This window comes from Haloarcula sp. DT43 (assembly GCF_037078405.1).
In the GTDB taxonomy this organism is placed as follows: domain Archaea; phylum Halobacteriota; class Halobacteria; order Halobacteriales; family Haloarculaceae; genus Haloarcula; species Haloarcula brevis.
This window is the reverse complement of record NZ_JAYMGZ010000001.1, coordinates 1,066,463-1,090,336: the sequence shown is the minus strand read 5'-3', so window position 1 is coordinate 1,090,336 and position 23,874 is coordinate 1,066,463. Positions and strand designations below refer to the sequence as shown.

The 23,874-nt window shown below is 67.2% G+C and carries 25 protein-coding genes and 1 tRNA gene; 13 read left to right on the top strand and 13 right to left on the bottom strand.

The features are described from left to right. Positions 1-23: 23 nt before the first annotated feature. Both VI123_RS05885 and VI123_RS05880 read right to left on the bottom strand, forming a co-directional pair. Positions 24-314 carry a hypothetical protein gene (locus VI123_RS05885; protein ID WP_336337107.1) on the bottom strand — a complete coding sequence of 97 codons (291 nt, stop codon included), beginning with the start codon at positions 312-314 and terminating at the stop codon, positions 24-26. Between the two features lie 77 nt (positions 315-391). After that, entirely contained in the window at positions 392-682 is a 291-nt protein-coding gene (locus tag VI123_RS05880) for a DUF7526 family protein (protein ID WP_336337106.1), read from the bottom strand. A gap of 98 nt (positions 683-780) precedes the next feature. On the opposite strand from VI123_RS05880, the gene VI123_RS05875 reads away from it, so the two are divergent. Then, on the top strand, positions 781-987 hold the full coding sequence (locus tag VI123_RS05875; RefSeq protein WP_336337105.1) for a DUF7534 family protein: 207 nt from the start codon (positions 781-783) through the stop codon (positions 985-987). A gap of 6 nt (positions 988-993) precedes the next feature. Here VI123_RS05875 and VI123_RS05870 read toward each other — a convergent pair whose 3' ends face one another. Continuing rightward, on the bottom strand, positions 994-2,514 hold the full coding sequence (locus VI123_RS05870; protein WP_336337104.1) for a sulfite oxidase: 1,521 nt from the start codon (positions 2,512-2,514) through the stop codon (positions 994-996). Positions 2,515-2,619: 105 nt separating this feature from the next. Between VI123_RS05870 and VI123_RS05865 the strand changes: the two genes are divergently transcribed. Further along, entirely contained in the window at positions 2,620-2,742 is a 123-nt protein-coding gene (locus tag VI123_RS05865; RefSeq protein ID WP_336337103.1) for an HVO_2523 family zinc finger protein, read from the top strand. A gap of 46 nt (positions 2,743-2,788) precedes the next feature. Continuing rightward, complete coding sequence (locus VI123_RS05860) at positions 2,789-5,368, top strand: PAS domain S-box protein (protein WP_336337102.1); 2,580 nt, start codon at positions 2,789-2,791, stop codon at positions 5,366-5,368. Here VI123_RS05860 and VI123_RS05855 read toward each other — a convergent pair. Further along, positions 5,346-6,005 carry a TVP38/TMEM64 family protein gene (locus tag VI123_RS05855; RefSeq protein WP_336337101.1) on the bottom strand — a complete coding sequence of 220 codons (660 nt, stop codon included), beginning with the start codon at positions 6,003-6,005 and terminating at the stop codon, positions 5,346-5,348. The genes VI123_RS05860 and VI123_RS05855 overlap by 23 nt on opposite strands. A 75-nt stretch (positions 6,006-6,080) precedes the next feature. Here VI123_RS05855 and VI123_RS05850 point away from each other — a divergent pair, with 75 nt between their 5' ends. Next, on the top strand, positions 6,081-6,449 hold the full coding sequence (locus VI123_RS05850) for a DUF5830 family protein (protein ID WP_336337100.1): 369 nt from the start codon (positions 6,081-6,083) through the stop codon (positions 6,447-6,449). Positions 6,450-6,603: 154 nt separating this feature from the next. On the opposite strand, the gene VI123_RS05845 is transcribed toward VI123_RS05850, so the two are convergent. Next, positions 6,604-7,593 carry a DUF7115 domain-containing protein gene (locus VI123_RS05845; RefSeq protein ID WP_336337099.1) on the bottom strand — a complete coding sequence of 330 codons (990 nt, stop codon included), beginning with the start codon at positions 7,591-7,593 and terminating at the stop codon, positions 6,604-6,606. 145 nt (positions 7,594-7,738) lie between these two features. On the opposite strand from VI123_RS05845, the gene VI123_RS05840 reads away from it, so the two are divergent. Then, a tRNA-Met gene (locus VI123_RS05840) sits at positions 7,739-7,882 on the top strand. Positions 7,883-7,955: 73 nt separating this feature from the next. Here the strand turns inward: VI123_RS05840 and VI123_RS05835 are convergent. Further along, a complete protein-coding gene (locus VI123_RS05835) occupies positions 7,956-8,540 on the bottom strand; it encodes a HalX domain-containing protein (RefSeq protein ID WP_336337098.1) in 585 nt (194 codons plus the stop codon). 183 nt (positions 8,541-8,723) lie between these two features. On the opposite strand from VI123_RS05835, the gene VI123_RS05830 reads away from it, so the two are divergent. From VI123_RS05830 to VI123_RS05820, 3 genes are all read left to right on the top strand, one after another. After that, positions 8,724-9,161: a pyridoxamine 5'-phosphate oxidase family protein gene (locus VI123_RS05830; protein WP_336337097.1), complete on the top strand. Its 438-nt coding sequence runs from the start codon at positions 8,724-8,726 to the stop codon at positions 9,159-9,161. 7 nt (positions 9,162-9,168) lie between these two features. Next, positions 9,169-9,600, top strand: a complete 432-nt coding sequence (locus tag VI123_RS05825; protein WP_336337096.1) for a hypothetical protein — start codon at positions 9,169-9,171, stop codon at positions 9,598-9,600. 211 nt (positions 9,601-9,811) lie between these two features. Continuing rightward, complete coding sequence (locus VI123_RS05820) at positions 9,812-10,057, top strand: hypothetical protein (protein WP_336337095.1); 246 nt, start codon at positions 9,812-9,814, stop codon at positions 10,055-10,057. A 315-nt stretch (positions 10,058-10,372) separates the two neighbouring features. Here the strand turns inward: VI123_RS05820 and VI123_RS05815 are convergent, their stop codons facing one another. Beyond that, positions 10,373-10,636: a hypothetical protein gene (locus VI123_RS05815; protein ID WP_336337094.1), complete on the bottom strand. Its 264-nt coding sequence runs from the start codon at positions 10,634-10,636 to the stop codon at positions 10,373-10,375. 75 nt (positions 10,637-10,711) lie between these two features. On the opposite strand from VI123_RS05815, the gene VI123_RS05810 reads away from it, so the two are divergent. Then, complete coding sequence (locus VI123_RS05810) at positions 10,712-10,948, top strand: DUF7576 family protein (RefSeq protein WP_336337093.1); 237 nt, start codon at positions 10,712-10,714, stop codon at positions 10,946-10,948. 49 nt (positions 10,949-10,997) lie between these two features. Then, on the top strand, positions 10,998-11,648 hold the full coding sequence (locus VI123_RS05805) for a hypothetical protein (RefSeq protein ID WP_336337092.1): 651 nt from the start codon (positions 10,998-11,000) through the stop codon (positions 11,646-11,648). A 16-nt stretch (positions 11,649-11,664) separates the two neighbouring features. On the opposite strand, the gene VI123_RS05800 is transcribed toward VI123_RS05805, so the two are convergent. Genes VI123_RS05800 through VI123_RS05785 form a run of 4 tightly spaced genes read right to left on the bottom strand, consistent with a single transcriptional unit; the run spans position 11,665 to position 17,703 of the window. Further along, positions 11,665-12,768 carry a site-2 protease family protein gene (locus VI123_RS05800; protein WP_336337091.1) on the bottom strand — a complete coding sequence of 368 codons (1,104 nt, stop codon included), beginning with the start codon at positions 12,766-12,768 and terminating at the stop codon, positions 11,665-11,667. A gap of 53 nt (positions 12,769-12,821) precedes the next feature. Then, positions 12,822-13,808, bottom strand: coding sequence for a ScpA family protein (locus VI123_RS05795; protein ID WP_336337090.1), 987 nt, complete (start codon positions 13,806-13,808; stop codon positions 12,822-12,824). Further along, positions 13,801-17,382 carry a chromosome segregation protein SMC gene (gene smc / locus VI123_RS05790; RefSeq protein WP_336337089.1) on the bottom strand — a complete coding sequence of 1,194 codons (3,582 nt, stop codon included), beginning with the start codon at positions 17,380-17,382 and terminating at the stop codon, positions 13,801-13,803. Before smc ends, VI123_RS05795 begins: the two co-directional genes overlap by 8 nt. Before the next feature lie 21 nt (positions 17,383-17,403). Further along, a complete protein-coding gene (locus VI123_RS05785) occupies positions 17,404-17,703 on the bottom strand; it encodes a DUF7518 family protein (RefSeq protein ID WP_336337088.1) in 300 nt (99 codons plus the stop codon). 119 nt (positions 17,704-17,822) lie between these two features. Here VI123_RS05785 and gatB point away from each other — a divergent pair, with 119 nt between their 5' ends. After that, positions 17,823-19,340: an Asp-tRNA(Asn)/Glu-tRNA(Gln) amidotransferase subunit GatB gene (gatB, locus tag VI123_RS05780; RefSeq protein WP_336337087.1), complete on the top strand. Its 1,518-nt coding sequence runs from the start codon at positions 17,823-17,825 to the stop codon at positions 19,338-19,340. A 337-nt stretch (positions 19,341-19,677) separates the two neighbouring features. On the opposite strand, the gene VI123_RS05775 is transcribed toward gatB, so the two are convergent. Further along, the gene (locus tag VI123_RS05775; protein ID WP_336337380.1) at positions 19,678-19,968 is read right to left on the bottom strand and encodes a hypothetical protein; all 291 of its coding nucleotides are present in this window, start codon (positions 19,966-19,968) and stop codon (positions 19,678-19,680) included. 166 nt (positions 19,969-20,134) lie between these two features. Beyond that, a complete protein-coding gene (locus tag VI123_RS05770) occupies positions 20,135-20,683 on the bottom strand; it encodes a hypothetical protein (RefSeq protein WP_336337086.1) in 549 nt (182 codons plus the stop codon). A 216-nt stretch (positions 20,684-20,899) separates the two neighbouring features. Between VI123_RS05770 and VI123_RS05765 the strand changes: the two genes are divergently transcribed. Both VI123_RS05765 and VI123_RS05760 read left to right on the top strand, forming a co-directional pair. Next, entirely contained in the window at positions 20,900-23,431 is a 2,532-nt protein-coding gene (locus tag VI123_RS05765; RefSeq protein ID WP_336337085.1) for a DNA topoisomerase I, read from the top strand. A gap of 43 nt (positions 23,432-23,474) precedes the next feature. Beyond that, positions 23,475-23,873, top strand: coding sequence for a PPOX class F420-dependent oxidoreductase (locus tag VI123_RS05760; protein WP_336337084.1), 399 nt, complete (start codon positions 23,475-23,477; stop codon positions 23,871-23,873). The last annotated feature ends 1 nt before the right edge of the window (position 23,874 follow it).

The following is a 23,874-nucleotide window of genomic DNA, read 5'->3' as shown; positions in this document are numbered from 1 at the left end:
GAGCACGTCCAGGTTGCGCTCGCTCAGTCCAGTATCAGTTCCGGAGCCAGTACGAGGAGACCAGTCAGGGCGACGAGGACATCGAGACCGAGGAATCGCAGCACCGCCGCCGAACGTCGTCGGTTCTGCGGGAGGGACTCAGCGTATCCGGAGCATCCAAACGCGACACCCAGGAAGAGCATGATGTGGGGGCCGTCGAGTACGACGCCGAAATACGCCCACCCGAGGATACAGATGCCCGAAAAGAGTGAGAAAAGCAGTGCCTTCCGTCGTCCGGCCGGCTCACGAAACAACACCCGTCGAATCACGTCCACACACGGTGACAGCCGCCTGACGGAATAAAGCGTTGGGGCGACACGAGCGGCGGCTCCCTCTCGCTATGGAGCGCCCGCTACCGGAACTCGGTCACGTCGTACACGCCGGCAATCGTCGTCTCCTCGACGGCCGCCGTGATTTCCGTGCCCTCCTCGGCCGCGGAGTCGGCGACGAGCGTCACCGGCTCGATAGGCTGGCGGCGGAAGAACGCGACCAGCCGTTCGAGCCACGACGGCGTCCCGCCCTTTCGGCAGACGATGACGTAGCGCGACTCGGCGAGCGACGCCATCTCGGGCTCGAAGTCGTAGTCCTCGTGGTCGGCCGGCGGGACGACGTGGATGACCTCGCCTGCAATCGTCTCGTCCATGGCCGTCCTTGTGGCCAGAGCGGTATGTGCCGCTCGTTTCATCCGCACGGCGACACCGGTACGGGAACACACTTGGTCCGGGGCTGCGTTGTAGCGATATGGGCAGTTCGCCGCTGATACAGTTCGCGGTGACGGTCGCGGCGGCAGCCGTCGTGAGCGTTCCGCTCGCGGCCCTCCTCACACCGCCGGACCCGTACACGCAGCTACTCGCCGTGGGGCTCCTGCTGGCGGTGACGCTCCCGGTGGCGTACTATCTCAGTTACGGGGGCGGCTACGCGTCGCTCGGAGCGTGGGTCGAGCGGTGACGGCGGCTACGAGTACTGCTTGGACACCCAGCCCGAGGCACCGCTGGGATAGGCGTCGGTCTCTGCTTCGGGCTGTACCTCGCCGCGCCGGTCGACCATCCGGACGACGACGGTGTGGCCGCCCGCGGGCGGGTCGTAGGTGTACTCCCACTGTCGCCACGCGTCCTCGGCGGGGCCGTCGCCGCTGGCGGCCGGCAGTCGGTCCGACAGCGTCGCGTCGGCCCACGTCTCGCCGCCGTCGGTCGAGACCTCGACGCGCTCGACGCCGCGCAGGCCGGCGTAGGCGTGGCCGCCGACGCGCCGGCGGCCGTCGGGACGCGTCGATTCGTGGTGGAGTTTGGCGACCGGATTGACTGGGCCGGTCCCCTGCCAGCCGCGTTGCTCCCAATAGCCTTCGGCCTCCCGGTCGAGGACTTCGATTTCCGAGAGCCACTTGACGTTGACCTCGCCCCAGTGGCCGGGGACCAGCGCCCGGACGGGGTAGCCGTGGCCGCGGGGGAGGACCGTCCCGTTCATACCGTAAGCGAGCAGGCCGCCCCGGAGCGCGTCGATGGGGAACTCCTCGTAGTAGTCGTCCGCGGCCCGGAGCATCACGCACTCACAACCACTCTGGACGCCGGCTTCTTCGAGGAGGCTGTCGACGGGCACGCCGGTCCACAGCGCGGTATCGGTCTTGTAGCCGTTGAGCCGCTCGCCGACGCACCGGAGCGTGACGAACCGGTTTTCGGCGTCCATCTGCTGGAGGTCCGCGTAGTCCAGCGTGACTTCCTCCTCGACGGCACCGGTGATAGAGAGCGACCAGTCGCCGGCCGACAGCTCCGGGTCGATGGAGTTGATGTCGACCTCGTAGAAGCTCTCGCTGACCAGCGGGTCGATGTCGTCCAGTTCCAGGGAGTAGTCGGCTGCGACGGCGAGCTTCTCCTCGACGTCGGCGAGGTCGGCCCCCGGCGCAGTGAGTGCCGGCGCGTCGTCCCCCGTCGCGATGACCGTCCGCTGGTTCCCGGCCACGTAGCCGAGCGTCGCCGCGCCGACGGCCGCACCGACCGTCGACAGCGCCCGCCGTCGCTTCGAGGAGATAGGCGTCGTCGTAGTGCCGAAGCCGTCCAGGGTCTGTGCGAGGGCGACGACGGCAGCGGCGGCAACCGCCGGACCGGCGGCGAGAGCGACCTCGCCGGTGAGCACGACACCGATGCCCCAGGTCACGACGGCCGTTCCGACCGTCGGGAGGGCTCGGTTGTTCGCCAGCTGGCCGGTGAGGATGGCTGCCCGGGCCGCCAGCGCGATGAACAGCCCCGCGAGGGCGATAGCGAGCAGGAGGTTCAGCTGCTGGCCGAGGCTGCCGAGCGTCGAGATGGCGGTCGAGACGACGATACCGGGCATCGCCCGGGCGAGCGCCCGCTCGATGGGCGAGGCGATGAACGACGGGGCGTAGCCGGTCACCGCGTAGGACCCCGCCAGGCCCGCGACGGCGGCGGCGGCGCTGACGAGCAGCCGACCGCCGGGCGTTTCGAGGAGGTCGTCGGTCATAGCTGTACTGACGGCCTATCCCGCTAAAGGAGTTGTTCCAATTTCGTCCAGAATCCGTTCCGAAACTCCGGAAGACACAAGCGAGCGGCGGCGGTCTACGGTAGCATGGACGAGCAGCCCGGTGGTCGGCCCTGCCCGCGCTGTGACCGCGCGATGTACCACCGCCACTGCAAGTACGTCTGTCCGGAGCACGGCGTCGTGTACGACTGTGCGGACACGTTCTACTGACGCGTCGCTTACGGGTTTATTATTCTGGAACCACGAGGGATGTGGTATGAGTAGCCAGGGGGACGAAATCTCGGTGCTACACGTCGACGACGACCCCGACCTCGGCGACCTCGTTGCGGTCCATCTGGAGCGAATCAGTGACGACATCTCCGTCTGTACCGAGCGAAGCGCGGCCGACGGATTAGACCGGCTGTCAGAGCGCGCGTTCGACTGTGTCGTCAGCGACCACGACATGCCCACCATGGACGGGCTGGAGTTTCTGAAGATCGTCCGTGAGGAGTACGGGGAGTTACCGTTCATCCTCTTTACCGGCAAAGGCAACGAGGGAATTGCGAGCGACGCAATCTCCGCCGGCGTCACCGAGTACCTCCAGAAGGGAGTCGGGACGGACCAGTACACCGTGCTGGCGAACCGCATCGAGCGGGCCGTCGGGGAGCGGCGGGCCAAGACGGCCCTCGAAGAGTCCGAGCGGATGCTGTCGACGCTCATCTCGAACCTACCGGGGATGGTGTACCGCGCGCGGAACGAACCCGACTGGCCGATGCAGTTCGTCAGCGACGGGGCGGCAGAACTCGTGGGCTACAGTTCGGCGGCGCTCGAAAGCGGCGAGGTGTCCTGGGGGACGCTCATCAAAGAGTCCGAGACGGAGCGGCTCTGGAAGACGGTCCAGACGTGTATCGACGCCGGCGAGCCCTTCGAAGTCACCTACCGGGTGGAGACGGCCGACGGGGAGGACCGCTGGATGTGGGAGCGGGGCCGCGTCGTCGACACCGACGACGACGGCGTCGAACTCCTCGAAGGGTTCATCACCGACGTGACCGCGCGGGAGGAGCGCGAGCGGGAACTGGCCGACCAGCGGGCGTTCACCGAGAAGCTCATCGACTCCGTCGACGACGTGTTCTACGTCGTCGGCCCGGACGGCAGCCTGGTCCGGTGGAACGACACCGTCCCCTCGGTGACCGGCTACACCGACACGGAGCTGGCGTCGATGGGCGTCGACGACCTCATCGCGGACGACGACCGCGAGAAACTGTGGCAGGTGTTCGAGGAGACTATCGAGACCGGGTACGGGACCGTCGAGGCGGGTGTCGAGGCGGCCGACGGCGAGACGCTCCAGTACGAGTTCCGAGGGACGCGCATCGACGACGAGCGCGGCGACCTGTACGGTATCGCCGGTATCGGCCGCGACATCACCGACCGGAAGCGTCGGGAGCGGGCGCTCAGGGAGTACCGGACGCTGGTGGAGAACGTCGGGGACCCGATGTACGTCCTCGATACCGGCGGGCGAATAGAGATGGTCAACGAAGCCATGGCCGTCCATTTGGGGTACGACCGCTCGGAGATAGTCGGCTCGGACCCCGCCCGGTTCATGCCGGAGTCGGACGTGGAAGCGGCGACCGAACACATCCGCGACGTGCTCGCAGACGACGAGCGGACGTGGGCCGTATTCGAGATGCGGACGGTGTCGGCTGACGGGACGGTCCGGGTCAACGAGGACAGGGTCGCGCCGCTGTTCGACGGGGACGGGAACTTCGACGGGACCGTCGGCGTGCTCCGGGACACGACCGAGCGCAAGCAGCGCGAGCGGGAACTCGAACGCTACGAGACGATAATCGAGGCTGTCGGCGACCCGGTGTACACGCTCGACGACGAGGGCGTGTTCACCTACGTGAACGAAGCGGCGGAACGACTGACGGGGTTCGAGCCGGACGCGCTCGTCGGCGAGCACATCTCGACTATCATGACCGGCGGGGACATCGACCGCGGCAGCGAACTCATCCGGGCGATGCTGTCCGACCCGAGCCGCCGGAACGCGACCTTCGAGACGGACATCGTCGACCAGTCCGGCGACAACACCCCTATCGAAATCCACATCGCGTTGCTGCCGGCCCCGGACGGGGAGTTCAACGGCACGGCGGGCGTCATCCGCGACATCAGCGACCGGAAACAGCGGGAGCGACAGCTCGCGGAGTTCGCCTCCGTCGTGAGTCACGACCTCCGGAACCCCCTGAACGTGGTCAAAGGGCGGATTTCGGTCGCCCAGGCGTCGGGCGACGTGTCACACCTCGACGCGGCGGCGTCGGCGGCCGACCGGATGGACGACCTCATCAACGACCTGCTGACCCTCGCCAGGCAGGGCGAGACGGTCGGCGAGACGGCGACGGTGGACCTCGCCGCGCTCGCGGGCCAGGCCTGGGCCGACGTCGAAACCGGCGAGGCTACGCTCGAAAAACGCGGGACTGCGACGGTCGAAGCCGACGCGGCGCGGCTCCGGACGGTGTTCGAGAACCTGTTCCGGAACAGCGTGGAGCATGGTGACACGAGCAGTCGGACAGGGGCCGACGGCAGCATGGACCACGGGCCCCCAGCGGGCGACGCCGCGCCGATAACCGTCTCCGTCGGCACGACGGACGACGGCTTTTACGTCGCCGACGACGGGGCCGGAATCCCGCCGGCGGAGCGACAGAACGTGTTCGAGCGCGGCTACACCACGAGCGACACGGGGACCGGCTTCGGGCTGGCAATCGTCATCGAGGTTGCGCAGGCCCACGGCTGGTCGGTGTCGGTGACCGAGAGCGACGCCGGCGGCGCGCGGTTCGAGTTCACGACGAGTCCGGTGAGCTGACGTGGCGGTAGGCCGGGCCCGCGAGCACCAGCACGGCCAGCGCCGCGGAGAACAGCAGGACGTGCGGGAGCGCGTCGATAGTGAGGCCAGTCAGTGTCAGCGACCGCAGCGACGCCCCCGCGGTGACCTCGACGGCGACCCACGGAATCTCGCCGAGGAAGGTGCCGACGGCGAACGACCGGGGCGAGACGCGGGCGAACCCGGCCCCGTAGGACACCGGGTCGGCGGGGACGGGCGAGAGCCGCGCGGCCAGGACGCCGCGCGTCTCGCCGGTCACCTCGATGATTCGCCGGCCGGAGTCGCCCAGCCAGCCGAACATCCCGCCCTGTTCGCCGGCCCGGAGCGCGAACCGGTAGGGGATGAGGCAGGTGACGAGCGCGCCCATCAGCGCGACGGGGAACCCGTACTCGATGCCGAGGACGAAGCCGACGAACGCGGACAGCGGCATCGTCGGCCACGCGAAGAACGGCCGGACCAGGTACAGCCCCACGATGACGCCGGCGAGGTAGACGGGGTGGTCCGCTAGGTGCATCGTCCGGGCGACCACCCGCTCGGGCGTGAACAGCGTCGTCACGAGAGCGACGACTGCCACCAGCCCGGCGGTCCCGACCAGCTGTCGCTTCGCGAGGCGGTCCATCTACCCAATCGAGCGGTAGCAATCGACAAACGCTTTGTGGTATCTTTTAGGTCGTTCGGCGTCGAAACGGCGGTTGTGCCCGAGCAGGACCGCGACCCGGTCGAACTCGGCGTCGAACTGCTGGCCCACCTCGAACACGGGGAGCTGTCCGTCGCCGACGCCCTCGACCGCATCGAGACGGTGACGACCAACCCACAGGTCCAGCGCGAGATACTCGATACCGCGGTGATGCGCGGGCTCATCGAACGCGAGGACGGCGTCGTCCGCCCGCGGTCACAGGGGTCGTACGTGAACTTCGACAGCGACGTGGTCGTCCGCGAGGGCGAGTTCTCGTGTCAGCGATGCGGGGCGAGTATCGGCACGGGCCACTTCGTCCAGTTCGACGGCGGCGAACTGGGGCCGTTCGGGTCGACGTGCATTCGGAAAGTGCTGGGGCGGGAGTAGCGAGGGCCACGACCGGAAGGAGCGGCCCTCGTTAGACGAGCGGCGAACGAAGTGAGCCACGAAAGCGCGCCTGTAGAGGCAAGAGAACAAAGTGAACCGCAAGTAGCGCCAACAGGTCGAGGTCTCAAAAACACCAAGCGGGAACTCCGGCGGCTCAGCGGCCCTGTCGGAGTTCCTTGATGAGCTGTTTGATGGTGCGCTCCTGTTTCCGGAGCTGTTCGTTCTGCGCCTCGACGGCGGCGGTCAGTTCGGCGACCTGCGCTTCGAGGTCGGCGACGTCGGCGTTCGCGGCGGCGTCCGTGTCGGCGTCTATCCCGACGGAACCGCTGGACTCGGTCTCGGCCGTCGCCTCGGCGGTCGTACCCTGCTCGCCGGTCGGTGCGGCTGCGGCCTGCGCGTTGGCGCTTTCGGCCTCGGCGTCGCTCGCCGAATCGTTGCTCACGAGCGGGTCGATACCGGATTCGAGGCCGAAACCGCTCCCGGCGTCGTCGGCTCCTTCCTCCGGGTCCGCGCCGACTTCGGCGTTGAGTTCGGCGAGCGACCCAACCTCGTGGTACGCGAAGAGGGTCTCTTCGAGCGTCTTCCGGACCGTCGGTGCCTGCTCGGACGGTGCCTTGATGCGTTCCGGACGCTCGTTGAACGAGAGCACGACGGCCGTCGCGACGCTGCCCTCCTCGAACTCCAGGCCGGTCACGTCGTCGAAGGAGAAGGCCTCGTAGTCGGCGTCCCAAGTGACGTTGCCGATGTGTTTGAGCAGTTGGCGGTCGGTGACGACCAGCGTGAGTTCGCTGAACCGGAACACGCCGCTGATGCTCTCGTCGTCGTCGATGCCGCCCGAGACGGTGAGTTTCCCTTCGAGGAGCCGTTCGAGGACGGCGTCGCCGCGGCTACCGGGAACTGACAGTTCGAGCTTCTCGCCGGTGTAGACGAGCGAGAACTTGGTCTTGCGTCGCCCTTCCGAGACGGTGAGCCGTTCGAAGTCGTGCGGGTAGCTGGCGACCTTCTCGTCGCTGAGAAGGCCCTCGCCGCGGTAGACGAGCGTCCGGGTCGGTGTGAAACAGGCCGCGTCTTCGTCGCCGAGGTTGACACCGCCCCGAATCTCCTCGTCCCCGAGTTCCTGCTGGACGAGGTCTGGTATCTCCATACTGCCTGCATACCTGCGTGATGGCTTAAATCCGCGGGTCGATTATCAGCGGCGATGAGACGCCCGCGGCGTGGGACTACTCCACAGTCCCGGCGGAGATGAGAACCTTCAAGACGGCTAACGGCCAACGGCTGAATGCACCCGCGCCCGGGTGGCTTAGCTGGACATAGCGCCGCACTCATAGGGTCTCTCGACTCATGCGGCACGCACCCGTCATGACCCCGGGGCGCTCGTCACGCCCCAGACCTGGGCCATGCGGAGATCGAGGGTTCGGAGCCCTCCCCGGGCATTTATCCGAAATTCACGCACCGGTAGCAGGCCGTACCACTGAGTCGTGTCTCGCGAGCCGGGACCAGTCGGCCTTACGAGAGTCCGCTGCCGGGGAACTGCCGGAACACGGCTTCGAAGTCGTCTATCTCAGCGGCCGTGGCGTCGGCTGTCTGCCGGAGTTCCTCCACCCGCTCGCTGACCGTCCGGTACTCGTCGCTGGCTTCGAGTTGCAGCGTGTCCTTCTGAGTCTCCAGCGTCGCCTTCTTCGAGGCCACCGCGAAGTACTCCTGGACCCGGTCGTCGTACGTACTCCGGACGAGCATCTCGGAGACGGTGTCGAGGAGCTCCTCGCGGCTGACCGGTTTGGTCAGGTACTCGTCGAAGGGCATCTCGACGATGTCGAAGTCCGGGTCGACGGCCGTCACCATCACCACCGCCGGGTCGATGTCCCGGTCCGCGATAGAATCGAGTACGTCGTCGCCGCTCAGCTCGGGCATCTGGCGGTCCAGAAAGACGATGTCGACGGACTCGTCGGTCATCCGAAGCGCCTCCGAACCGCTGTATGCGGTCCGGACGTCGTGGGCAGTCAGCAGCCACGTCGAATACAGGTCCGCGATATCTGGCTCGTCGTCGACTATCAGCACCGTTGCCTCCCTCGTTTCGACACGATTTTCCATTGTTGTCCCTCCTGTCGGCCTACTGGCGCCTATAGCGGGGAATTTTCTGAACGCCGAAATAAATCTACCCAGCCAATTCTCAGATGTGATAATAGGAGACCGAATCGTTGGCGTGTCCGCCGCGTCACGACGGGGTGACTCGTCCCAGTGCTGTTAACACCGCGGCGGCCGTACGCCGTCTGTATGGTGACCGTCTCCGGACCGTGGACGCGCGAGGAAACGGCGCAGTTCCTCGACGCCGAAACCGTCCCACTCCGTCTCGGGTGCCGGACGCCCGCAGACAAGCCCTGGATGCTCTCGCTGTGGTACCGGTTCGTCGACGGGACCTTCGAGTGTGCGACCGGGGCGGACGCGGCGGTCGTCGACTACCTCGACTACGACGACGCCGTCTCGTTCGAAGTCTCGACGAACGAGCCGCCGTACCGTGGCGTCAGGGGCAACGGGACGGCGACGATGACCGCGGACGAAGACAAGACGGTACTCACCGAGTTGCTACACCGCTATCTCGGCGGAACCGACTCGCCGCTCGCCGAACGGTTGCTCGCGCCCGACCGCCGCGAGGTGCGGATACGGATAACACCCGACCGACTCCACACCTGGGACTACACCGACCGGATGTGACAGCACGATGAACCCCACAGACTCAGCCACGGACACCGACCCGACAGACATCAGAGCAGTCGCGATAAGCGCTACCGACCTCGTTGCGGCCATCGAGGCGACCGCGGACGGCTCGGAGACCGTGTTGCGCATCACGCCGCCATTCAGCGGGCGGATGCGAGCGCGTCTCCACGTCGTCCAGCCGGACGAAGACGACGAAACGGTCCATCTCGCCCCCGACGCGCTGCTGACGGCGGACGCGCCGCCGTACCCGACGCCGGACGACACTGCCGACGAACTCCGGGCTGCGGACGACGAGACGTACTCGGTCGAGCGCCACCGGACCTACCACGAGCAACGACTGGCCGAGTGGCGGGCGTCCCTGCCGGATTATGTCGTCGATAACACCACAGTAGGGGACACGGGCCACGACGTGACCGTGTCGCTTCTCGGCCCGTAGCCCTCGGACCGCCGACCGCGTCGCCGTCCCGGCCGAACGTGCCACAGCGTCACCCACAGACGCTACGCGGCGGATAAAACATCTAAGCCTCGCTTAGCCGTTCGTAAAACGAACGTATCGCAGGCGATGCAGCGTGAAACGAAGCGAAACGGGCGGAAACCTCTGGAGGTTATAAGATATCTCCAGTAGAAGCCGTGGATAGGTCCTCCACATGTCAAGTTCGTCCGCCTACGAATTACTCGCCCAGTTCGATGAGTCCCTGCCAGCGTTCGACGAGTCCCTCGTCTCCGCGGTTCGCGGCATCGCGTTCTGGACAGCGATTGCGCTCCCGTTTCTCTATCTCCCACTGCTGGTCACCGGGCTCCACTCCGGGGCGACGCGGACCGCGTTCGTCGCGCTCGTCGTCTGTAACGCCGTGTCGCTGCTCGTCGGCCACTCGCACAGCAGAAGCGACTGACCGGCGGCGGCCTCTACGTCGGACCGATGCTGTCCCTCGCGGGGTTCGGCGGGAAACGCGGCACCACCGCGTTCGTGGCGTGTCACGGCTCCCTGGGTGCAGACGGTCACCGAGTGGCCATGGGGCCAGCGGACACGGCGGCGAGGACCAGGAGATTTCGTTGACAGACACAGTTGGTGGCGTCCCGCCGTGTCCACTCGGCGATTGGACTACACCGAAATGAGATGCGACCGTGAGAACTGTGGCCTATTTCACACGATATGGTGACACGTCCGCTCCGGGAGCGGTGCGCCGGGGAGACTGGGTCGTCCCGGCTCACTCCGTGTCCGTGGTCCGACTGTCGACGAGTTCGACCCACTCCCTGAGCGGGCCCCTGACGCCGTCGACCGAGACCGTCACGTCGCCGTCGAAGCGCCACGTCGCCTGCGGGGCGTCCGGGCCGAACCGCGTCGGGACGGCGATGGACAGGTCCTCGGCCGTGACGTGGAGCGACTCGTCACGGTCGACCGTCTCGTCGAGCAGCCGTTCGGCGGCCACGCGGAGCTGTTCCGGGTCCGGGAGGTCCGTGGATTGACTCATGACTGTTCCTTGGAGCCGGAGCTACCTCCGTGTTGCGTCGGGGTACTTAGGGGCGTGTAGCCCGGAGACGAGGCTATGCGACTGCCCGTGCCGTACGCCCTCGGCGGGACCTACTACGTCGAGACGGTGTCCGTCGGGAAACGCCCCGACGACGCGACGGTCAGGGACTGCGTGGTCTGTGGCGGCCACGTGTACGCCGACGAGTGGCATCTCGTCACCGGCGTGGTGGACACGGACGGCGGCCGGCAGCGCCACCACCACTGCAGCGACGACTGCATGACCGACTGGCTCCGGCTGATGGCGGCCGACTGACCGGCGGGGAGTCCACGGAGTCTTGGCCGTGGAACCCGTCGGGGTGAACATGGACGAGCGCACGGGGGTGTTCAGGGTCTACCGCGTCGTCGAAGCGGTCCCGCACATCAATCTGTTCGACGCCGACGCGACGCGCCTCTACACCGTGTACCAGTCCGGCTACGGCGAGCGCCAGCCGGCGGTCGACGACCTCCGGACGGGCGACCTGGTCGCGGCGACGCTGGGCGGCGACCCGGACGACTCGGAGGAGGCCTGGTCACTGCTCTCCTTCGAGCGCCGCGACCGCGTCCGGATGGATTTCGCCGTCGACACCGAGGTTCCCGAGGTGGCGGCGACCCTCTGGGAACCGGGGCTTGAACGCCCGGCGAGTACTGTCCTCGAAGAGGACGGCAAAGCGGTCGCGGAGTGTTTCGTCCAGCCGCGCGCGCCGCTGCCCGGCGGCGCGTTCGTCCCGAGCGTGCTCACCGGCCTCGTGCCGATGGAGTCACTCCTGACCGAACTCCCCACCATCGGCGAGCCGCCGACGGACGCACTCTTCCTCGACCCCGACGCGCCCGACACCGGCTCGTACTCCCGCCCCTACGGCGTCGCCGTGCTGTTCACCGCCGGAGCCGACGAGCTACTCGCGGAGTTCCGGGAGCGGTACTCCCTTCCCGCCGACGCCGACACCAGGCCCGAGTACGACCCGTACGGGCTGTGAGCCGCCACGCGGTGTGTTACATCGTGATGACGAGCGGCACCGGCACGAAACAGAGCATCCCCAGGACGAACGTGACCAGGCCGACGGCCCAGCGACCCGGCCCCAGCGGCGTCTCGTCCAGCGGCGTCGCGGAGCCGAGCCGACCGAACACCAGCGCCAGCACTCCCCAGAACGCCCACAGCCCGGCCGCCCGTCCCCCCTCGAAAGCGACGAGGTAGGCCGCGAGCCCGAACAGGGCGGCGGGGACGGCCAGCTGGACCAGCGACAGGCGGTCGCCAAACAGCGACCGGGCGACGTGTGCGCCGTCGAACTGTCCGACCGGCAGGAGGTTCAGGAAGGTCACGAACGCGCCGACCCAGCCGCCGATGACGACTGGGTTCGGGAGAAGTTGCGGGTTCGCATACTCCAGCGGTTCGCCCATCGCCGCGGCGATACCCTGCAGTAAGAGCGGGTAGCCCAACTCAATGTTCGTGACGATACCGCGCGTCACCTCCACCGGGGGGAGCGTCACGCCGACGGCAGTCACGACGACCGTCGCGGCGAGGCCCGCCAGCGGGCCGGCCACGCCGATGTCGAACAGCGCCTTGCGGTCGGGGATGTGGTCGTTCATGCTGATGACCGCACCGAGGGTTCCGAGCACGTTCGGGAACGGCAGGAAGTACGGCAGGCTCGCCTCCACCTCGTGGTAGCGGCTCATGGCGTAGTGGCCGAACTCGTGGACCGCGAGGATGCCGAGCGCCGCGGCGGCGAAGGGCCACGCCTCGAGCATGGCCGTCGGCTCCTCGAAGACGGACAGCCCGTACCAGCGAGTCCCGGCGTACAGCGTCGACAGGAGCGTCAGGGCGGCGAGACCGACGTTCAGCCACGGAATCCCGTCGACGCCCAGCGACCGCTCCCGCGCTATCAGCACCCACTCGCCCATCTCGCGCTTGAGCGCGACGCGGTACCCGCGCTGGCGGAACGCCGGCGCGATACGGTGAACGACCTGGTCGGACTCGGTCATCGGCTCCCCGTAGTACCGGACGCCGTCCTCGGCGGTCCTGTCGACCTCGTAGACGTGGAAGGTGTCCGCGAGCGCTTCCGGGTCCGGCAACTCCGGCGGCGAGGACTGGGTCGCCATTACTCCCGTTTAGGGTTCGACCCGTTTGAACCTGTTTGCCGGCCCCGGTGTCGTCAGTCCGCGACGGCCTCGTCCGACCTGGTGGCGGCGCTGGGGTCCTGAATCCAGAGGTCGCCGAAGAGGTCGTCCTGCTGGAGCCGGACCTGGCCGCGGTGGGCCAGAAAGAGCAGCCCGAGGAACGTCTCGACGCGGGTCCCGCCGGCGGTGTCGACCTCGCGGTACAGCACCTCCTCGCGGCCCTTGTCGTACTGCTCGCGGACGGCGTCGTGAACGTCGGCGATGATGTCGTCGATGTTCTCGGCGTGGGCCGTCCCGGTCACGTCGGCGGCCGACGGCTCCTCGTCCAGCCGCATGTCGTCGGCCCCGCGGTAGTCCAGTTCCTGCGTCCCGCGGTCGAACCCGCTCGGGGAGTCGCTGGTGTCGTACTCCCGGGACTCTTTCCACCACGAATCGCGCTCGGCGTCCCGGAGGTCCCGGACCAGTTCGTCGAGCGTCTGTGGCATCCCGCGGGCGCGGCGGCGTTCGAGCCGGCGGTCCATCTCCGACTCCAGCGCGGCGAAGGGGTCGGGCTGTTCGATTGGCGCGTCCTCGTGCATCGCCTGCTCCCAGGGCTCGGCCGGCTCCTCGTCGGCGTCGCCCTCGCCGAGCATCGCGTCGCTTTTCATCCGAATCAGGACGCTCGCGTAGAACAGCGCCCGCCCCGACGTGCGCAGGTCCGCGTCGTCGATACGGTCAAGGAACTTGTCGGTGACACGCACCACGTCGATGTCCCACGGGTCGATTTCGCCGTCGTCCGCGAGCTGGACCAGCACTTCGACCGGTTCGACGTCCTCGTCGCTGTCGTCCCCGGTTCCGTCGTCCGTGGTGTCGGCTCGCTCTCGGTCGTCGTCCGTGTCCGAATCGCCGCCCAGCAGCGCCGCGGCGTCGCCTGACTCCCCGGGCGGGTCGCGGTCCTCGTGCCCGGTGATGTCGAGGGGGATGTCGTCTTCAGTGTCCCGAGGCGCTTCCTCCGGGCGCGCCTCGCTCTCCTCGCTAGTCATCGGCCGGCACCTCCTCGTCACCCTCGCCAGAGAGGTCGATACCGGTCACGGCGCTCACGTTGTCGCCCTGCATCATCACACCGATGGCCCGCTCGGACCGCTCCAGCATGGCCGAGCGGTGCGAGACGACGACGAACTGGGCGTCGCCGGCGAGTTCGTCCACCAGTTCGCCGACGAGGTCGGCGTTTGCGGCGTCGAGGAAGGCGTCGACCTCGTCGAGCGCGTAGAACGGCGCGGGGTTGTGCCGCTGGATGGCGAAAATGAAGGCCAGCGCGGTCAGGGACTTCTCGCCGCCGGACATCGCGTTCAGCCGCTGGATGGGCTTGTCGCCCGGCTGGGCCTTCATCGTCAGCCCGCCCTCGAAGGGGTCGCCCTCGTCTTCGAGGTGGAGGTGCCCGGTGCCGTTCGAGAGCCGCTCGAAGATGTCCTGGAACTGGTCGTTTATCTCCGTGAACGAGTCCATGAACGTCTCCTTCTTGCGCGCCTCGTAGGTGTCGATGCGGTCGCGGATGCCGTCGGCCTCCTCGACCAGCGTCGCCTGCTTGTCTTCGAGTTCCTGCAGGTCGTCGTCGACCCGGTCGTACTCCTCGATGGCGCGCATGTTGACCGGCTCCAGTTTCTCCATCTCCGTCTCCAGCCGGTCTATCTCCTGCTCGACCGTCTCGTGGTCGGGCACGTCCTCGGGGTCGTAGTCGCCGACCTGCGCTTCGAGTTCGTCGATTTCCCAGTCCAGGCGCTCCTGGGTCTCCCGCTCGGATTCGAGGTCCCGCTCGACTTCGGAGACGGCGGCCTGCTGCTCGTCGCGGGCCTCCTTGGCCGCCTGCAGGTCGGCTTTCAGGTCCTCGCGCTCGGACTTGAGCTCGGCCAGTTCCTCCTCGAGGTCCGCGACGGCCTGTTCCTTCTCGGCTTTCAGTTCCTGCTTCTCCGCGACCTTCGCTTCGAGGTCGTCGATGCGTTCCTCGTGTTCGGCCTTGCGGTTCTGTGCGGCCTCGATGTCGTCGTGGAGGTCCTCGATGGCCTCCTCGGCGTACTGTTTCTCGAGCTGGTACTCGTTGAGTTCCGCGTCGAGGTCGCTCTGGCGGTCCTCCAGCGCGTCGATGTCTGCCTCGATGGACTCGCGCCGGTCGGTCAGGGCCGGCAGCTCCGAGTCCTCGACCTCGGCCTCCAGGTCGTCGATGTCGCCCTGGAGCGCGTCGATTTCCTCGGTCTTTTCTTCGATGTCGGCCTCCAGTTCGTCCATCCGGTCGGCCACGTCCTCGCGCTCCGCGGCTATCTCTTCGAGGTCGGCCTCCAGTTGGCCGATGCGGTCGCGGGTGTCTTCGAGGGCGCTCTCCTTGCGCTCGATGCTCGTCTCGATGTCCCGGACCTGTTCGGTCGCGTCGGACTCGCGGTCGCGGGCGTCGTCGAGGCGCTCCTCCACGTCCCGGAGGTCCTCGCGCACGTCGGCGCGCTCGTCTTCGAGTTCGTTGATGCGGGTGGCGACCCGTTCGAGCTTGCCCGCGCCGCCCGAGAAGGAGTAGCGCGTGCCCGAGGAGGAGCCCCCGGTCATCGCGCCGGACTTCTCGACGAGGTCGCCGTCGAGGGTCACCATCCGGTACTGGCCCATCAGGTCGCGGGCGGTATCCATGCTGTCGACGACGACCGTGTCGCCGAGCACGTACGAGAAGATGCCCGCGTACTCGGGGTCGAAGTCCACGAGGTTGTACGCGAAGTCGACGACGCCGTCGGCGCTCGGGAGCGAGCCCAGCGAGCGGTTCTGCATCTGCGTAATCGGGAGGAACGTCGCCCGGCCGGCGCTGCGTGACTTGAGGTACTCGATGCAGCGCTGGCCCACGCTGTCGTCGTCGACGACGACGTGAGCGAGCCGCCCGCCGGCGGCCGTCTCACAGGCCGTGGCGTACTCGGGGTCGACCCCGCCGAGTTGGCCGACGGTGCCGTGGACGCCGTCCTGCCCGGCGTTGAGAATCGCCGTCACCGCGCGGCCGTACGAGGAGTCGCCGTCCTCGCCGGCCTTCGCCTCTAGCTGGGCGTACTCCTGCTGTTTCGCGCTGATTTCGTCTTCGAGGTCGTCGAGGTCCGACTGGAGTGCCCGCTTTTCGGCCCGCAAATCGTCGACGACCTCGCCGATGGTCGCCTTGTTCTGCTCGGCTTTCTCCAGTTCCGTCTCCAGGTCCTCGATGTCGGCTTCGAGGTCGGGAATCTCGGCCTCCGCTTCCTCGATGGCAGCGCGCTTCTCGTCTTCGGCGTTCGAGCGCCGGCGGGCCTCGTCGAGCAGGCGGTCCTGCTCGCGCTGGAGGTCGTTCTTCTCGCTTTTGAGCGTCTCCAGGCGCGAGCGCTTCGCCTCCAGTTCGTCCTTGACCTCCTGGAACTCCTCGCCGACCTCGTCGATGCGCTGCTGGACCTCGGCGAGTTCGGACTCCTTTTCGGCGATGTCGGCCTTGACGTTGGATTTGGCGACTTTCGTCTCGCGGATGTCGCTCTCCAGGTCGTCGATGGTCTCCTGCTTGCGGTCTATCTGGACGAACGCCTGCCTGCGCTCGTTCTCGGCGGCCTCGACGGTCTCCTCGGCGGACTCGATTCGGTCCTCCAGCCGCGAGATGTCGCCCTTTATCTCCTCGATGTCCCGCTTGATGGCGAGCTGTTCGTCCTCGCCCTTGCGCTCGATTTCCTGGTTGAGCTCGTGGAGTTCGTCCTCCAACCGGATGACCGCGCCCTGGCGCTCGTCGAGTTCCGTCTGTAGCTCGGTGCGTTCGGATTCGAGGTCGTCGATAGTCTCCTCGACGGCGGCCAGTTCCTCGCGCTTGTCTTCGAGTTCGGCGGCCTTGCGGTAGCCCTCGTACTCCGCTTTCTCCTCGCGGAGGTCCTGGTACTGGAGCGCCGTCTCGCGCTCGTCTTCCAGCTGGTCAAGCCGCTCCTGTTTCTCCTCGATGCGGAGCTCGGCCTCGTCGATGCGCTCCTGGACGACCTCCAGTTCGTCGAAGGCGTCGGCCTTCTTCGCGTCGAACTGGGCGACGCCGGCGATTTCGTCGATAATCTCACGACGGGAGCCGGCGGTCATGTTGATGATCTCGGTCACGTCGCCCTGCATGACGACGTTGTACCCCTCCGGCGTGACGCCCGCCTGTGCGAGCAGGTCCTGGATGTCCGAGAGGTTGACCGAGCGGCCGTTGATGTAGTAGTAGGAGTAGTAGTTGTCCTCGGTCTCCTTGACCCGGCGCTTGATGGCGATTTCGTCCACGTCGCCCACGTCCTCCGTGCCGGCGGCGTTGACGACCTGCGAGCGGGACAGCGTGCGGTCGTCGTTCGACAGAATCACCTCGACGCTGGCCTGGCGCTCGCCGTCGTACTCGGCGTCTTCGTCGGCGTGGCCGGGGTTGTAGATGAGGTCGGTGAGCTTCTCGGCGCGGATGCCCGAGGTGCGAGCCAGTCCGAGCGCGAACAGGATTGCGTCGATGATGTTGGACTTGCCCGAGCCGTTCGGGCCGCTGATGGTAGTGAAATCTTCGTAGAACGGGATTCGGGTCTTGCGCCCGAAGCTCTTGAAATTGTCGAGGACGAGCTCTTTGATGTGCATGCGGTGGTGTGGCCGACAGCCCTACGCGACGATGATGTCGGACTCCGAGTCCTCTTCGGCCTCGGTCTCCGACCCGGCCTCGGCTTCCTCCCTGTTATCTGCCTCGTCGGTATCCTCGGTGTTAGGTGTGTCGGCCTCCACTGCGGCAGCCGGTTCCTCCGAGTTGGACTCCTCGGCGCTGAAGCCGTTGTCCGCGTCGACGCTGGCTTCGAGTTCCCGGATGCGGACCTTGCATTCGACGAGTTCGTCGGTCAGCCCCTCGACCGACGCTTCCAGTTCCCTGACGCGCGTTTCGAGTTCCTCGACTCGGTTGCCGCACATACCCGTTACCCAGCCATTCTGGGCACTTATACCTACGTCAGACATTACCAGTTCGGTTGATACGTCCGCGCCTGTACAGGGTCGTTAGCCTTTAGCCACGCGCCGCCGAACCCCGGACAATGACCGCACAAGCGTCCGAGTCCCGCGAACTCGCGGCCGTCATCGGGCTGGAGGTCCACGTCCAGCTCGAGACGGAGACGAAGATATTCTGTGGCTGTTCGACCGACGTGGCCGACGCCGAGCCCAACACCCACACGTGTCCGGTGTGTCTCGGCCTGCCCGGCGCACTCCCCGTGGTCAACGAGGGGGCCGTCGAGGCGGCCGTGAAGGTCGGCAAGGCCATCGACGCCGACATCCCCGAGGAGACCACCTTCCACCGGAAAAACTACTACTACCCCGACCTCCCGAAGAACTTCCAGATAACCCAGTACGACTCCCCCATCTGCCAGGACGGGGAACTGGAGTTCACCGTCGAGGGCGAGCGCCGCAGCGTCGACATCCGCCGGGCGCACCTCGAAGAGGACCCCGGCTCCATCAAGCACGTCCGCGAGGGGACCGGGCCGCTCGAATCCCGGACCTGCTCCATCGAGCGCGCGGACTACACGCTCGTCGACTACAACCGCGCCGGGACGCCGCTGATGGAAATCGTCACCGAGCCGGACTTCCGCGCGCCGGGCGAGGTCCGGTCGTTCCTCGAAAAGCTCGAAGAGGTGCTCGAGTACCTGGGCGTGTTCGACGCGACCCGGGACGGCAGCCTCCGCATCGACGCGAACCTCTCGATGGTCGACGCCAGCGAGGTCGACGACGCCGGCGACATCGACGACGGTGTGCTCGAAGACGCCAACCGAACCGAGGTCAAGAACATCTCCAGCCACAAGGGGGCGGAGCAGGCCCTCTCGTTCGAGGCGTCCCGCCAGCGCAAGCTCATCCAGTCGGGCCGCGCCGTCGAGCAGGAGACCCGCCACTTCAACGAGACCCATGGCAACACGGTGTCGATGCGCTCCAAAGAAGAGGAGAAGGACTACCGGTACTTCCGGGAGGCCGACCTGCCGCCGCTGCGGGTCAGCCACTGGAAAGACGAGGTCCCAATCCCGGAGTTGCCCGACGCCCGCCGCGAGCGCTTCGTCGCCGAGTACGGCCTGAGCGAGGAGGCGGCCTCGAAGCTCACCAGCACGAAGCAGGTCGCGGACTTCTTCGAGAGCGTCGCCGAGCGCTTCGACGCCGACCTCGCGGCGACGTGGGTCGCCGACAACTTACTGGGCGAACTGAACTACCGCGACATGGCGATTACCGACCTCGACGACCGCTTCGACGAGGTGACGCGCCTGGTCGAACTCGTCGCCGAGGACGAAATCACCGCCAAGAACGCCCACGAGACGGTCCTGCGGGAGATGCTCGACACGGGCGACGACCCCGACACGGTCGTCGACCGCGAGGGGCTGGGCAAGACCTCCGGCGACGAGGTCCAGCAGGCCGTCGTGGCGGCCATCGACGAGAACCCCGACGCCGTCGACGACTACCACAGTGGCGAGGACGGCGCGCTCAACTTCCTCGTCGGACAGGTCATGCAGAAGACCGGCGGGAGTGCGGACCCCGGCGACGTGAACGGACTGCTGCGCGAGGAACTGGACGGATAGCATCCGTGGCCGCCGGCCACGGTTCACGGTCGTGAGCGAGCGCCGCGAGCGAACGAGCGCTTTTTGGTCCAGATTTTTCGACGAGTGGTGCGCGACCGACGGGAGCGTACCCGAGGACGAAAAAGGTGGGGTGACGTGAACGGACTACTGCGTGAGGAACTGGACGGATAGCATCCGTAGCCCCCGGCCACGGTTCACGGTCGTGAGCGAGCGCCGCGAGCGAACGAGCGCGTTTTGGTCCGGATTTTTCGACGAGTGGTGCGCGACCGACGGGAGCGTACCCGAGGTGGGGAGGCGGCTGCTGTGCGGGGACCTGGACGGATGCCGGTCTGCGTCGTCAGGGCCAGCCGTCGGGGAGTTCGTCGGCGTGGTCTTCGAGCAGGTCAAGCATCGGCTCGATTTCGTCGAAGCGCTCGCCCCGCGACACCTCGTCGGCGGCCCGGTCCCAGTCGATGTAGGCCAGACTGGCGAGGCGCGGGAGGTCGTCGTGGCGGAGTTCGGTTTCGGTACTCCGGGCACCGGCGCTTCTCGGCAGGAAGTCGACGATAGGCCGGGGACTGCTTCGTTTCAGCATGAACAGAATCATCCGCCGCCGCCGGGTAAACAGGGCCTCGAACACCCGGTCCATCCCTGTATCCCATATCACGTCCGGGACAGAGTCCACCATTCTGTAACAGAAGGGACATTACTGCTAATAAATGTCACGATACGGCACCTCGTCGGGCGAATCGACCACGAATCACACAGGTATTCTTAACCGAGAGATCAGCCCGCCCGTGTCACCGGGCCGAGTGTCACGATTCGTTCGGGACGGTCGAGTCGACGCTTTCGCGTCGCTCGGCCGGGATGAGCGCGGGGTCCCTCCACAGCAACGTCACGAATATCGCGGCGGCGAGCGCTTCGAGGGTCTTGACGGCCGATTCGGTCGGCTCGGTGTCGAAGTGGTCCAGTATCAGCAGGGCGGTGCTCCCGCCGTGGTGGTGGCCGCTGCCGCCCGCGGACGGCGCGGAGAACCCGTCGACGAGGAAGGCCCCGTGTCCGGTGGCGTGCCAGAACACCCAGGCGGCGATTGAGGCGACCATGAGCACGGTCCCGGCGAGATAGGCGGTCCGCAGGCTGACGAGTCCCCGAGTGACGAGGTACGGGCCGGCGAGCAACACCGCGGCGAAGGCGACAAACAGGAACGGACGGGGGTCCGGCGGCAGTCCCCGCCCGAGGAGTCCCTCCATCGCCTGCGCGTAGATGATACTTCGCGGGAGCCCCCACCAGAGGTGAAACGCCGCCGTGGCGAACACGAGCGCGGCGGCGGTTCCGCGGAGGAGTTTGGTGGTCCGACGGTCCATACAGACGGTCGGGGCGGCAGTCCCAAGAGTGCGTCGAAAGGGTCGGTCCCCCGGAGCCGGTCCCGACCCGGCCAGAGTTGTCAAGGGGCTACCTTCGCGCGAGCGCGAGCGGCCCCGCAAGCGCCCGCACACCCGCGCTGTCGGCCGATTTTCCCGAAAGCCTTTAGAACAACTGACTCCGTAGCGACGGGTAATGACAGAGACTGGTGGTGTCCGATGAGGCTGATTATCACCGAGAAGGACAACGCCGCTCGCCGTATCGCGGAGATACTCTCGGAAGGGGGGGCGTCCGCGAGCCGGCAGAACGGCGTCAACGTCTATCGGTGGGGGAACACCCGCGTCGTCGGCCTCTCCGGGCACGTCGTCGGCGTCGACTTCCCCGAGGAGTACAACGACTGGCGCGACGTGGAGCCGGTCGAGCTCATCGATGCCGACGTGACCAAGGAACCGACACAGGAGAACATCGTCACGACGCTCAAGGAACTGGCCCGGGAGGCCGACGAGGCCACCATCGCCACGGACTACGACCGCGAGGGGGAGCTCATCGGCAAGGAGGCCTACGAGCTCATCCGCGAGGAGACCGACGTGCCCGTCGACCGCGTCCGTTTCTCCTCGATTACCGAGCGAGAGGTCCGCGAAGCCTTCGCCACCCCCGACGACATCGACTTCGACCTGGCGGCCGCGGGCGAGGCCCGCCAGATTATCGACCTCGTGTGGGGCGCGGCGCTGACGCGCTTCCTCTCGCTGTCGGCCCGGCAACTGGGCGACGACTTCATCTCCGTGGGCCGGGTCCAGTCGCCGACGCTGAAGCTCATCGTCGACCGTGAGCGCGAGATACAGGCCTTCGACCCCGAGGACTACTGGGAGATATTCGCCGACCTCCAGAAGAACGGCTCGGCTTTCGAAGCCCAGTACTTCTACGACGACGACGGTAAAGAGGCCGAGCGGGTCTGGGTCGAGGGCGACGCCGACGACGCCTACGCGGACCTGACGAGCGTCGACGCGGCGACGGTGACGAGCGTCCGCCGCCGGACCCGCACCGACAGCCCGCCGACGCCGTTCAACACCACCGCCTTCATCTCCGCGGCCAGTTCGCTGGGCTACTCCGCCCAGCAGGCGATGTCCATCGCCGAGGAGCTGTACACCACCGGTTACATCACCTACCCGCGAACGGACAACACGGTCTACCCGGACGACCTCGAAGAGGACGCCCTGCTGGACGAGTTCGTCGGGGCCGGCCACTTCGGCGAGGACGCCGAGGCGCTGCTGGAACAGGACGACATCACCGCCACCGAGGGCGACGAGGAGACCACCGACCACCCGCCCATCCACCCGACGGGCGAGATTCCGCCGAGGGTCGACCTCTCCGACGACGAGTGGGAGATATACGAACTGGTCGTCCGGCGGTTCTTCGCCACGGTCGCCGAGGCCGCCACGTGGGAGCACCTCCGCGTCGTCGCCGAGGCCGGCGGCCGCTCGCTGAAGGCTAACGGCAAGCGCCTGGTCGAACCGGGCTACCACGAGGTCTACCCCTACTCCAGCGCCAGCGAGAACCACGTCCCCGACGTGGAAGAGGGCGAGGAACTGGCCATCTCGGAGGTCCGGATGGAGGAAAAACAGACCCAGCCACCCCGCCGCTACGGCCAGTCGCGGCTCATCCAGACGATGGAGGACAAGGGACTGGGGACGAAATCGACCCGCCACAACTCCATCGAGAAACTGTACGACCGCGGCTACATCGAGGGGGACCCACCGCGACCGACGACGCTGGCGATGGCCGTCGTCGAGGCCGCCGAGGAGTTCGCCGACCACGTCGTCAGCGACGAGATGACCGCCCAGCTGGAGGCGGACATGACCGCCATCGCCAACGGCGAGGAGACGCTCGATACGGTGGCCGACGAGTCCCGCGAGATGCTCAAGCGCGTGTTCGAGGAACTGCGGGACTCGCGCGAGGAAATCGGCGAGCACCTCCAGGAGTCGCTGAAAGCCGACAAGACGCTCGGCCCCTGTCCCAAGTGCGGCGAGGACATGCTGGTCCGGCGCTCGCGCCAGGGGTCGTACTTCGTCGGCTGTGACGGCTTCCCCGAGTGTCGCAACACGCTCCCGCTGCCTTCCACGGGCGAGCCGCAAGTGCTCGACGAACACTGCGAGGAGCACGACATGCACCACGTCAAGATGCTCGCCGGCCGGGACACCTTCGTCCACGGCTGTCCCCGCTGTGAGGCCGAGAAGGCCGACGAGAGCGAGGACGAGGTCATCGGGCCGTGTCCCGAGTGTGGCGTTGCTCCGGAGGAGCAACGAGGCGAGGGCGGCGAAGCCGCCGGAGGGGACGAGCACAGTGGGGAACTCGCCATCAAACACCTCCGCTCGGGCTCCCGGCTCGTCGGCTGTACGCGCTACCCCGAGTGTGACTACTCGCTGCCGCTGCCGCGCAACGGCGACATCTCGGTGACCGAGGCCGTCTGCGAGGAGCACGACCTGCCGGAACTGGTCATCGACGCCGACAGCGACGACCCCTGGGAGCTGGGCTGTCCCATCTGCAACTACGAGGAGTACCAGGCCCGCACCGCCGTCGAGGACCTGGAGGACCTGAACGGTATCGGCTCGGCGACCGCGGAGAAGCTCGGCGACGCCGGCGTCGACTCGCTGGCGGCGCTCCGGGAGGCCGACCCCGACGTCGTCGCCACCGAGGTCCAGGGCGTCAGCGCCACACAGGTCCGCGAGTGGCAGGACGAACTCGAAGCCTGACGCCGCCGGTACCGTTAATCCCCTCGGGGGACTGGTCGCAGGTGTGCCATCGATACCCGAGGCGTTCCACGACCTGTTCGAGAAAGCCACCATCGCACACGTGACGACGATGACGCCGGACGGGAAGCCACACGCCACGCCGGTCTGGGTCGATTACGACAGCGAGGCCGACCGGCTGTTGATAAACACCGAGCGCGGCCGGCAGAAGGCGCGCAACGTCGACGCCGACCCGAGCGTCGCGGTGAGCATGACGGACCCGGAGAACCCGTATCGGTTCCTCTCCGTCACGGGCGAGGTCGAGACGGTGACCACGGAGGGCGCGCGCGAACACATCGACGCGCTGGCGAAGCGATACATGGGCGAAACCGAGTACCCGAACCCGATTCAGACAGAGCGGATCATCCTCCGAATCAGGGCCGACGAGGTCCGGACCGGCGGCTGAC

What these genes read in the sequence shown, in the direction of transcription:
- smc (WP_336337089.1), bottom strand. Translation starts at nt 17,382, where the DNA reads ATGCACATCAAAGAGCTCGTCCTCGACAATTTCAAGAGCTTCGGGCGC.
- VI123_RS05800 (WP_336337091.1), bottom strand. Translation starts at nt 12,768, where the DNA reads ATGGCGACCCAGTCCTCGCCGCCGGAGTTGCCGGACCCGGAAGCGCTC.
- VI123_RS05835 (WP_336337098.1), bottom strand. Translation starts at nt 8,540, where the DNA reads ATGGAAAATCGTGTCGAAACGAGGGAGGCAACGGTGCTGATAGTCGAC.
- VI123_RS05875 (WP_336337105.1), top strand. Translation starts at nt 781, where the DNA reads ATGGGCAGTTCGCCGCTGATACAGTTCGCGGTGACGGTCGCGGCGGCA.
- VI123_RS05865 (WP_336337103.1), top strand. Translation starts at nt 2,620, where the DNA reads ATGGACGAGCAGCCCGGTGGTCGGCCCTGCCCGCGCTGTGACCGCGCG.
- gatB (WP_336337087.1), top strand. Translation starts at nt 17,823, where the DNA reads ATGACCGCACAAGCGTCCGAGTCCCGCGAACTCGCGGCCGTCATCGGG.
- VI123_RS05820 (WP_336337095.1), top strand. Translation starts at nt 9,812, where the DNA reads ATGTCAAGTTCGTCCGCCTACGAATTACTCGCCCAGTTCGATGAGTCC.
- VI123_RS05775 (WP_336337380.1), bottom strand. Translation starts at nt 19,968, where the DNA reads ATGGACCGGGTGTTCGAGGCCCTGTTTACCCGGCGGCGGCGGATGATT.
- VI123_RS05765 (WP_336337085.1), top strand. Translation starts at nt 20,900, where the DNA reads ATGAGGCTGATTATCACCGAGAAGGACAACGCCGCTCGCCGTATCGCG.
- VI123_RS05830 (WP_336337097.1), top strand. Translation starts at nt 8,724, where the DNA reads ATGGTGACCGTCTCCGGACCGTGGACGCGCGAGGAAACGGCGCAGTTC.
- VI123_RS05870 (WP_336337104.1), bottom strand. Translation starts at nt 2,514, where the DNA reads ATGACCGACGACCTCCTCGAAACGCCCGGCGGTCGGCTGCTCGTCAGC.
- VI123_RS05795 (WP_336337090.1), bottom strand. Translation starts at nt 13,808, where the DNA reads ATGACTAGCGAGGAGAGCGAGGCGCGCCCGGAGGAAGCGCCTCGGGAC.
- VI123_RS05825 (WP_336337096.1), top strand. Translation starts at nt 9,169, where the DNA reads ATGAACCCCACAGACTCAGCCACGGACACCGACCCGACAGACATCAGA.
- VI123_RS05860 (WP_336337102.1), top strand. Translation starts at nt 2,789, where the DNA reads ATGAGTAGCCAGGGGGACGAAATCTCGGTGCTACACGTCGACGACGAC.
- VI123_RS05845 (WP_336337099.1), bottom strand. Translation starts at nt 7,593, where the DNA reads ATGGAGATACCAGACCTCGTCCAGCAGGAACTCGGGGACGAGGAGATT.
- VI123_RS05810 (WP_336337093.1), top strand. Translation starts at nt 10,712, where the DNA reads ATGCGACTGCCCGTGCCGTACGCCCTCGGCGGGACCTACTACGTCGAG.
- VI123_RS05805 (WP_336337092.1), top strand. Translation starts at nt 10,998, where the DNA reads ATGGACGAGCGCACGGGGGTGTTCAGGGTCTACCGCGTCGTCGAAGCG.
- VI123_RS05880 (WP_336337106.1), bottom strand. Translation starts at nt 682, where the DNA reads ATGGACGAGACGATTGCAGGCGAGGTCATCCACGTCGTCCCGCCGGCC.
- VI123_RS05815 (WP_336337094.1), bottom strand. Translation starts at nt 10,636, where the DNA reads ATGAGTCAATCCACGGACCTCCCGGACCCGGAACAGCTCCGCGTGGCC.
- VI123_RS05855 (WP_336337101.1), bottom strand. Translation starts at nt 6,005, where the DNA reads ATGGACCGCCTCGCGAAGCGACAGCTGGTCGGGACCGCCGGGCTGGTG.
- VI123_RS05770 (WP_336337086.1), bottom strand. Translation starts at nt 20,683, where the DNA reads ATGGACCGTCGGACCACCAAACTCCTCCGCGGAACCGCCGCCGCGCTC.
- VI123_RS05785 (WP_336337088.1), bottom strand. Translation starts at nt 17,703, where the DNA reads ATGTGCGGCAACCGAGTCGAGGAACTCGAAACGCGCGTCAGGGAACTG.